The sequence below is a fragment of the Alkalibacterium gilvum genome (assembly GCF_900109085.1).
Taxonomy (GTDB): Bacteria; Bacillota; Bacilli; order Lactobacillales; family Carnobacteriaceae_A; genus Alkalibacterium; species Alkalibacterium gilvum.
The window spans coordinates 1-9,161 of sequence record NZ_FNYW01000054.1; the positions used below are offsets into that span (position 1 = coordinate 1).

The 9,161-nt window shown below is 36.9% G+C and carries 8 protein-coding genes and 1 pseudogene; 2 read left to right on the forward strand and 7 right to left on the reverse strand.

What is annotated here, in order from left to right; translation table 11 throughout:
• The 6 genes and pseudogenes from BMX83_RS09855 to BMX83_RS09880 all read right to left on the reverse strand — a co-directional run.
• Positions 1 to 184 (reverse strand): annotated as a pseudogene (locus BMX83_RS09855) (IS5/IS1182 family transposase); the annotation flags it as partial.
• A gap of 181 nt (positions 185 to 365) precedes the next feature.
• On the reverse strand, positions 366 to 1,406 hold the full coding sequence (locus BMX83_RS09860; RefSeq protein ID WP_091636562.1) for a MupG family TIM beta-alpha barrel fold protein: 1,041 nt from the start codon (positions 1,404 to 1,406) through the stop codon (positions 366 to 368).
• Positions 1,393 to 2,820: a PTS transporter subunit EIIC gene (locus BMX83_RS09865; RefSeq protein WP_091636565.1), complete on the reverse strand. Its 1,428-nt coding sequence runs from the start codon at positions 2,818 to 2,820 to the stop codon at positions 1,393 to 1,395. The genes BMX83_RS09860 and BMX83_RS09865 overlap by 14 nt, the downstream gene beginning before the upstream one ends.
• A gap of 27 nt (positions 2,821 to 2,847) precedes the next feature.
• Positions 2,848 to 3,738: an N-acetylmuramic acid 6-phosphate etherase gene (murQ, locus tag BMX83_RS09870; protein ID WP_091636567.1), complete on the reverse strand. Its 891-nt coding sequence runs from the start codon at positions 3,736 to 3,738 to the stop codon at positions 2,848 to 2,850.
• Positions 3,738 to 4,583 carry a MurR/RpiR family transcriptional regulator gene (locus tag BMX83_RS09875; RefSeq protein ID WP_091636570.1) on the reverse strand — a complete coding sequence of 282 codons (846 nt, stop codon included), beginning with the start codon at positions 4,581 to 4,583 and terminating at the stop codon, positions 3,738 to 3,740. The genes murQ and BMX83_RS09875 overlap by 1 nt, the downstream gene beginning before the upstream one ends.
• A gap of 347 nt (positions 4,584 to 4,930) precedes the next feature.
• Positions 4,931 to 6,427, reverse strand: coding sequence for an FAD/NAD(P)-binding protein (locus BMX83_RS09880; protein WP_091636572.1), 1,497 nt, complete (start codon positions 6,425 to 6,427; stop codon positions 4,931 to 4,933).
• 290 nt (positions 6,428 to 6,717) lie between these two features.
• Between BMX83_RS09880 and BMX83_RS09885 the strand changes: the two genes are divergently transcribed.
• The gene (locus BMX83_RS09885) at positions 6,718 to 7,209 is read left to right on the forward strand and encodes a cupin domain-containing protein (protein ID WP_091636575.1); all 492 of its coding nucleotides are present in this window, start codon (positions 6,718 to 6,720) and stop codon (positions 7,207 to 7,209) included.
• Between the two features lie 114 nt (positions 7,210 to 7,323).
• Positions 7,324 to 8,031: a pseudouridine synthase gene (locus BMX83_RS09890; RefSeq protein ID WP_091636578.1), complete on the forward strand. Its 708-nt coding sequence runs from the start codon at positions 7,324 to 7,326 to the stop codon at positions 8,029 to 8,031.
• Positions 8,032 to 8,137: 106 nt separating this feature from the next.
• Here BMX83_RS09890 and gloB read toward each other — a convergent pair whose 3' ends face one another.
• The gene (gene gloB, locus BMX83_RS09895) at positions 8,138 to 8,839 is read right to left on the reverse strand and encodes a hydroxyacylglutathione hydrolase (RefSeq protein WP_091636581.1); all 702 of its coding nucleotides are present in this window, start codon (positions 8,837 to 8,839) and stop codon (positions 8,138 to 8,140) included.
• Positions 8,840 to 9,161 lie beyond the last annotated feature (322 nt).

Consider the following 9,161-nt stretch of genomic DNA (forward strand, 5'->3'; position numbering starts at 1 on the left):
TGCGGAATGACTTGGCAACATTGCCCGTTTTGCTTTGGAAAATGGAGGCATACTGCTCTTCCAAGTCTATCCATGGAATCAGCTCTGCTTTTTTGACCCAACGATTTTCAGGATTCATGGTAAGCCCCACGGGCTGATTGAAGTCATCGAATGATAATTGAGTATTAGGCTGCTTTTTGTACACATCTATCGCTCCATTTCCTTGAAAAGTGCAAAGAATTTGATAGTGGTTCATTGAAATCCTTGCACTTATTATATCAAAAACCATGGACATTTACCGTAATATCAACATATTTGAATTATTCAGTACACACTATATAGATGAAATAAAAAACAGCGCCCCTAATAGGAGCGCTGTTTTTTATTTACTGCGTTGGGATAAACATGAACCTTTCACCATTAGTCAAATTATCAATCAACAAATGATATTTTTCATCTAATTGTCCAATTACATTGACACGTTCATCTTTCGGATAATCTTTTTTCGTTATTTGAACTTCTCCTGAATAACGTTTATATAAGATATTATCCATCGTAACTGATCCCTTAGTTCTTTTCATCATTTGTACCGGCTCTACTGACTTTCCAGCTTGTGCATACTGTCTAGATTCCTGGACTCTAATCAATGTTTGTGGGGAATCCACACGTACTGTAAATGTCTCATGATACAAGTAGGTTAGCTCTTCAGGTAAATCGACCGGAAGACGGATAAGTTTATCCTCTAAATAATTTAATATCAGTTTCAATTCGAAATTAGATAATTTAATATCACCGAGAAACGCTTTGTCTATACTATGACGCTTCAACAAATCAATAAACTGAGCATAAGGAGACAGATATCTATGCTCTTCTAGCGTAGGCAAGCCTTCAAATAAAGGGCCACGTTTTTCCTCATCTCCTGAAATAAATGCCAGAATCTGACCTGATTTTTCTTTGATTCGTTCATTTAATGAGCTGAAAAATGTGTGATCAAGCCCTGTTTCAGGACGTGGATAAAAGTTATGCATATACAAACAATTCTCTTGAGCCACATCCTGTTCTAACAAGGTTGAAGCGTTATAGGTAAAACTAACAGCCAATTCTTCTCTTTTCAATTTATCTAAATCAAAACCAAAATCGAGCCTGACATTATTTAAGTGTAAGCGGCGTGATAACGAAGACAATGACTCTTCTTGAAACCGTTCCAAAGTCAAAGGCGAAACATCAGCCATGATCCAAAATCCATTTTCATGGAGCCATTCACACATTTCCTCAACATCTCTAACGTAAGAATCTGTTACTTCTTCAGTTAAATGAAGAGAGGTAAAAACCGGTGTCTCTGTATTTTTTAGTTTTTCAAGTAAGGGTCTCTGGTTTTTAAACGCAGATACATAGACAGCTAAACCAAATGTCTTAGATATTTGCATTTCTTAAATCGTCCTCTTTAATAAACAGTCGTGTGATGATGAAACCACCAATATAAGAAATAATCAAACCTATAGCGTAATGGATCATTCCCTCTTGCATAAGTGGGAGTGCTACCCATCCTGAAGGTCCCCAAGCATTAGCCAGTACACCCATCATCATAACGTAGGCACCACCGAATCCTGCACCTAATCCAGCTGTGATAAATGGCTTACCTAATGGTAGTGTTACTCCATAAATCAGCGGTTCTCCGATACCTAAAATACCGGCAGGCAAGGCCCCTGATATAACACCTTTCAATCTTTCATCCCCTACTTTTTTCGCAAGCAGATAAATCGCAATAGCTGCCCCGACCTGTCCAGCACCTGCCATTGCTAGTACTGGGAATAGTGAAACCCCACCGATTGCTTCAAGTTGAATCGCATAAATAGGAATAAGTCCATGGTGTAGTCCTACTAGTACCATTGGTAAGAAAGCAGCAGCTAAAATATAACCAGATAAAATACTTACAAATGTATTTTCAGAACCGATAATTAAGCTTAACCCTCTTACTAACCAATCAGATAGGAAACCTGAAACGGGCATTATAATGAAGACAAATATTAACGTTGTAACAAGTAGTGTCACGATGGGTGTAACCATTAAATCCAATACATCTGGAATACGTTTACGCACAGCTTTTTCTATCTTAGCAAGGATAAAGACACCGAAAATAACTCCGATAATCCCACCTTTACCTGTTGTTAATATAGAATTCAGTGGCTGATCAACGTCATATAAACCAACAAGCGTAGATAAATCAATTAATGGTGCCGCAATGGACATCGCACCAATCATTCCACCTAAAGCCTCTGTTGCACCAAAACGTTTAGCAGCATTAACACCCGTAAAAATAGCAAAGTATCCAAGGAATGAGTTACCAATCAATGCAAAGGTAATGCGAATACCTTCCCAGACATCGCCACTTATTGTTTCCTCACCTATCATTGTGCCAAGTAAACCACTAATTCCTTGGAAGATACCAGCTGCAATAATCGCAGGAATCATCGGAATAAAGATGTTAGCTATAGTTGCTAGCGCTTGTTTAAATTTGCCTTGTGGCTGTTGGCCTTTCACTTCTTGCTTGTTTTGTTCCCAGTTACTAGAGTTGCTTGACGATTCGGATATATCAAACTTTTCTACCAAAATATCATTGATCTTCTTGGCGGTTCCAGGCCCAACGATGACTTGGTAAGTATCTGCATCATTAACACCCATAACACCTTCAGTATTTTTAAGTCTTTCTTCGTCTATAATACTTCTATCTTTCACGTTCATTCGTACGCGTGTCATACAATTTGTAGAGGAGTGAATGTTGTTCTTTCCACCAACAGCTTCGACGATCTCTTGAGCTAATTTTTCATTATTTTTAACCATCTGTTTTGCTCCTTTTTAATTTATAGTTTACAGTGCTCTTCTTACGTGACCTTCTGACTCTTCAAGTTTTTTAACAGCTTCTTCTTCATTTATATTTAATAAAATCATAATAATAGCGACTTTTACTTTCCCATTGCTGTCAGCTAATGCTTTCTTAGCTTCTTCTCTTTCAACATCTGTTGCTTTCATAACAATATTCTCAGCTCGTGTAACAAGCTTTTCATTTGTTGGCTGTACATCGACCATCAAGTTTTTATACACTTTTCCAATACCAACCATAGCTATTGTAGATAACATATTTAAAATCATCTTCTGGGTAGACCCTGCTTTTAATCGTGTTGAACCTGTTAATACTTCAGGGCCTGGCACGGCTTCAATAGCAATGTCTGCAGCTTGGCCTATTTTAGTGTTTTTATTACAAGCTATAGCTATTGTTGGTACGTCTATCTCGTTCGCATAATTCAATGCGCCTATAACATAAGGTGTGCGGCCACTAGCTGCTAGGCCTACAACCACATCATTATTATTTAATTCAATCTTGATTAAATCTTCTTTTCCTAACTCCTGACTATCTTCTGCGCCTTCAATGGCTTCTGTAAATGCCCGTTCTCCACCTGCAATCAAACCGACTACTTTTTCCTTCGGTGTGCCAAACGTCGGCGGGCACTCTGACGCATCCAGTACGCCCAGACGTCCACTCGTTCCGGCGCCTGTATAAATTAATCTCCCTCCTTTTCTTAACTGTTTAATAATGACATGCACAGCGCTTTCAATTTCAGGAATCACCTCCTCAATGGCTTCTGTCACTTTCTCATCTTCTTTATTCATTACAGTTAATGCTTCTTTTACACTCATTTGATCAAGATTCAACGTATTAGGATTTTGTTTTTCGGTTGCCATTTTCTCTAATTTTACCATTATTCCCGCTCCTTTTTAATTTGTGTTTTTTCAAGTATTTCAATCGATTCTTCATACATCTTATTAATATAAGTTGTGAAGAGAATATCAATAACATTCAACTGAGCAATACGCGATGACATTGCACCACTTCTAAAACTAAATTCATTTGATGATACGTAAATGGGATAATCCGCTAGCGTATTAATAGGGGACTCCTCTGTTTTAGTGATTGAAATAATTGTCGCGCCATTTTCCTTGGCTACTTCTGCACACGTTATCATTTCTTCAGTTTGACCAGAGTATGAAATCACTAAAGCAACATCTTTTTCCCCCATATTCTTAGCCATGAGGAGTTGCGTGTGCCAGTCTTCACTGACATAAGACATTTTATCTATTCGCGTAAATTTCAATTGCGCATCTTTCGCTACCAAGAGTGACGCCCCAATGCCAAAAATAGTTAACTTCTCACATTCAAACAGTTGTTTGACACATTCTTTTATCATTTCAATGTCAATCAACTTTTCTGTTTCTTCTAATGAGAGAATATTCTTGTATGTTACTTTATTGACTATCTCCTCTATTTCATCTGTACGAGTCAATTCAGTAATATGTTTCTGCTTGTAATTTGAGCGTACAGCCTGTTCATAGATCAAGTCTTTCAAGAAATCTTTGTACCCCTTATACCCTGTCTTTTTACAAAGGCGAATAATTGTAGATGGGGACGAAAATGTTTTTTCTGATAAGTCATAAATTGTCATATGACTTGTTTCTTCTGTATTTTTTAAAATATAATCAATAATAGTTACTTCGGTTGGACTTGCATCTTTTTTATATTCTTTTAAGTTTAATGTAGCTATGGCCATAGTTTATCTCCCTCTTAACTCTTATATTACCATTCCAAAACATTGTGTCAACAAAACGCTTACTTTGTGAAACAAAGTACCACTTGTTGGTTCTTATCACATTAAAAATCCCATTTTAAATAATTCGAACGCCGACTTAGAGCATGCCTAATATAATATTAAATGCTAAATAAGTGACTGCTGGCTTACTTTTTTTATGTCTGACTTTCTTAGGGTGCATTATAATATTAAAAACACTCCCATTTTTGATGTGGTATCATTCAAATCTTTGAAGTCTCTCTATAATAATTAAAAAGATAACTTCGTTCTAAACTCGAAGTTATCTTTTATATTCTTTTTTTTAATTATTACTTTCGCTGGTCCATAAACCACTTGGCCGATCGAGAGGCCAGTTGGTAGGTTAGTGGTGCATCGTTATTGCCATGTTGGGTTCCGCCAACTAATAATCCAAAGAAAAATAATGATTGCATCGCACCATAATTTTGATTTAAAACGTGTGCATGTGGCCAATCTATTAATACGAATCGTCCATTCTGGTGAGGCATAATTATATTTTTCCTGAATAAATTATAAATTAAAGTGGATCCTTTTCCATTTTTTTCCAGTCGCATTTCAAAACCGGCCGCATTGATGAGACGGCCAACTCGGTCACTCTCACTGGCTTGGAGTATAAAACCACCATCTTCTGAACTTTGGATTTCCTTTAGTCCGTATTTAATTTGTACTTTTCCTTGTTTGATTAAATCAAGTAACCAGACAGATGTTTCATACGGCACTCGGGATTTGAAAAATAATAGTTTACTATAATACTTTGTTAAATATGTCTGCTTATCCTGACCGCTTAGACTATTATATAAACTAGGAAGATAAGGTATTAGTTTACTTGTATAAGCTTGGATTAATGCGAGTTCTTGGTCTTTTGAGTCAACAGCTTTTTTGATAGCAGTTAAATTGCCTGCCTTGTAACGATTATAAATTTTTGAAACGTCTACTCCAAAAGCTTGGATATCCTTCGTAAACGTAGATAGAATATTCTCAAGCGGAATTAAGCCACTCCCTTTTTCCTTTTCTCTAGTGATCCATTCTTTTGAGAATGAAAAGCGAAGACGTTCTCTTTCATAGGGAATATCAGCAAAATAAAAGCCCTGATCTTGGACATAAAAGGTTAGTGGATGCTTCAAATCATAGTTCCGAGTAAAAAAGCGCATCAAATCAATGCCTGTCGCCCCACTACCAATAACACCTATGCGCTCATCATTTCCGATATTGACTAATTTTTTATTTGCCGGATAAGGATTTGATATATATCCCTCTGTTCCCTTTAGATGATAATAATCAGCATACTCTGGATGACCTACAGCCAAAAAGACTGCATCGTATGTACCTTCTATTGTCTCTTCTGACGTTTTCAGGCGATAGACATGCTGGCCACTTTGCTTGTAGTGCGTTTTTTCTTTAGTCTCCGCATCCAATACATCAATATCCTGGACACTTGCCTTTATATGCGTCACTTGTCTATGACTAAAATAAGGCTCAAAACGCTCCGCCAGATAATACCCAAATTTGGGTCGAGACACCAATCCTTCATCATTAAATGGTTCCTTATACTTCTCTTTTAACCACTTTGAAAAGTCTAATGGGTCATTATCGTCAACGCTTAAGTAATCTGGACTCACGTTCAACATCAGTGATTCATCATCGGGACCATAGGGTAATCCAACGCCTAAAATATCTCTCGGTTCATAAATATCGATTGTATCTTCTTTTTTTAAATTTGGATGGTTTAAAAGTGATTTCAGAGCACTTGCGCCCGAAAGTCCTCCCCCAACAATTGCTATTTTCATTCTATTCCTCCTGCCAAGCCCCATACATCACTAACAAAAAACAGTGATTATCTACATATGGACCCTGATAACATATACTTTTTTTCATTCTTGCTCATTATAACGCAGAAATACTTAAAGTGGTTTAAATTTTTTTAATGTATGTGTACATTCTACTTTTATTCTACAAATGTACACAATGACTCAAGCTATACGTTTTTTTAAATGCTTGCTCTTAACTCGTTCGTTGTCTGTTATACTGAAAGAAATCTATCTATTCAATAACGCAAATTAAAAAGGAGTAAAAGACTATGAAAACAGCGGAACAATGGATAAAAGAGCTTGATTTAATACCACATCCTGAGGGTGGATATTTCAGACAAACCGACTTATCTCAAGAAAAATATACAGCTAATGGAAGTGAGTCAGCACTTTATACAAATATTTACTTTTTGTTGACTGAAGAAAGTCCCTCTCATTTTCATAAACTCGTTTCTGATGAATTATGGTTTTATCATGCAGGGAATCCCTTAACAGTACACTCTCTTTTATCCAATGGGACCTACAAAAAAACAACGTTGAGTTTGGAGTCAAATAAGGGACATCACTTACATCACACGGTTCCAGCAGGTGTGATTTTCGGCTCCACTGTGGAAGCAGGATATGCACTAGTTAGCTGTACAGTTGTTCCAGGTTTTGACTTCTCTGATTTCAAACTATATACAAAAAAGGAACTCTTGAATCATTATCCAAAACATTCTGACATAATAAACAGACTGGCTTACGATACTATCCCAGAATAAATACAGATATTTTCATATTAAAAAAAGAGAAAAGATTTAAAACGAGTTGATTCATACCTTAGATACGGTATAGTAAAAAGGAACAAATAGTCTTAAATTAAGGAAGTGGCAGTCATGCGTATCAATAAATTTATCAGCGAAGCAGGAAAAAGCTCCCGACGTGGTGCCGATAAGTTGATTAAAGAAGGTCAAGTTACTGTTAATGGTAAAAAAGCTAAAATCGGTAGCAATGTCGAACCTGGAGACGATGTACGAGTCGCTGGCGAACAAATCTTCATCGCGCGAAACAATGTTTACATTGCTTTAAATAAGCCGGTAGGAATAACAAGTACAACCGAAAAAGGTGTCAAAGGAAATATCGTGGATTTAGTTAACCATCCTTTTCGTGTCTTTCATATCGGTCGTTTAGATAAAGACTCTGAAGGTTTGATTCTATTAACCAATGATGGCGATATCGTTAATGAGATTTTACGTTCTGAAAATAAACACGAAAAGAGATATGTCGTATCTGTTGATCGCCCCATTTCCCCTGAATTCCTTCAAAACATGTCTGAAGGGGTCGAGATACTGGATACAACAACCCTTCCATGTAAGGTGACACAACTTTCAAAGTATGAATTTGAAATCATTTTAACACAAGGGCTAAATCGACAAATCCGCCGCATGTGTGAAGCTCTAGGATACAACGTCTATCGTCTGCAAAGACTTCAAATTATGAATATCCACCTGGGAAATCTCCCAGTGGGACAATGGCGTTATTTATCAAAAAAAGAGAAAAAACAGCTCTTTAGAGAATTAAATTACACACCGAAAGAATGGTAACTTTCATAATGCATAAGAGGCTGAGACAAAAAAGTCCCAGCCTCTTATGCATTTTTGAATGTTTAAACTATACCCCAGAGAGCAAAGCAGCTATCCACTTTTTTTATTAAAAATTGTCGCGGGCATTTCTCAGTTCTATAAATTCATTTAGCGTTTCTGCCTTAAGTAATAAGTTAATGCCTTTCTCTTTTCCTATCGTTGAAGGCAATGTGGGCTTTCCATCTTTTCGAAGGTCTTTTACCCCTTCCAATGCTTCTTTTATAGTTTGATTGTCCGATTCTATCGACTCCGCAAACTTTAGATTTTTTTCTGTATACTCGTGCCCGGCATAAACGTTTACATCATCGTTTAGCTGTTTGAATTTCTGCAAAGCTGCAAACTGTGCTTGATAATCACCTGTAAAGACACGGCCGCACCCGCCGGAAAACAGCGCATCGCCACAAAAAAGCGCATGTCTGGTAAGTAGACTGATATGCCCATCAGTATGTCCGGCTGTTATAAATACTTCGAAAGTCTCTCCTAACAACTCAAAGGTGTCGCCGTCTTTTAGTGTCTTTGTATTAAAATTATCTGTTTCTTCAGGTCCGTAAACAGAAGTGCCTGGATAGCTTGCGATTAGTTTGTTTACTCCTGCTGTGTGGTCATCATGTTTATGTGTGAGAAGGATAGCCGTTAAACTGCGTTCATTTTCTTTTAAGTATTCCAAAACGCCTTCTGCTTCTCCTGGATCAACAACAATACTTTCCGTCCCTTTTTCTATAATCCATATATAATTTTCAGACAAGGCTTTAATTGGATGGATGGTCATATTTAACACTCCTCGTATAATAAGTTTGAAGATAAGAATTGTACTTATCTTCTTTGGTTGTTAATTTCTTAAATAGTTCAGAAGCTTCTCCCCCATGGGGGAGAAAATTTTCAAAACTTTTAGTCATCTAGTTAACTTTTGATCTTTGACAATTTAATACTATCCATGGGTTCTGCTTGGTTATTCCGTGCTGTTTCTGTGTAAAATAGAATCAGATGGAAGTCGGTTCTTAGTGGGATGAAGCTTCCACTCCTTGTAGATCAACTACACTAAAAGCATGCTTCCCGTCATAGTGTTGAGACTATATACTCATAAGCTGAAT

Bases quoted from the DNA above. Each gene is read 5' to 3' on its own strand.
- BMX83_RS09885 (WP_091636575.1), top strand. From the start codon at position 6,718: ATGAAAACAGCGGAACAATGGATAAAAGAGCTTGATTTAATACCACAT.
- murQ (WP_091636567.1), bottom strand. From the start codon at position 3,738: ATGGTAAAATTAGAGAAAATGGCAACCGAAAAACAAAATCCTAATACG.
- BMX83_RS09875 (WP_091636570.1), bottom strand. From the start codon at position 4,583: ATGGCCATAGCTACATTAAACTTAAAAGAATATAAAAAAGATGCAAGT.
- gloB (WP_091636581.1), bottom strand. From the start codon at position 8,839: ATGACCATCCATCCAATTAAAGCCTTGTCTGAAAATTATATATGGATT.
- BMX83_RS09860 (WP_091636562.1), bottom strand. From the start codon at position 1,406: ATGCAAATATCTAAGACATTTGGTTTAGCTGTCTATGTATCTGCGTTT.
- BMX83_RS09890 (WP_091636578.1), top strand. From the start codon at position 7,324: ATGCGTATCAATAAATTTATCAGCGAAGCAGGAAAAAGCTCCCGACGT.
- BMX83_RS09865 (WP_091636565.1), bottom strand. From the start codon at position 2,820: ATGGTTAAAAATAATGAAAAATTAGCTCAAGAGATCGTCGAAGCTGTT.
- BMX83_RS09880 (WP_091636572.1), bottom strand. From the start codon at position 6,427: ATGAAAATAGCAATTGTTGGGGGAGGACTTTCGGGCGCAAGTGCTCTG.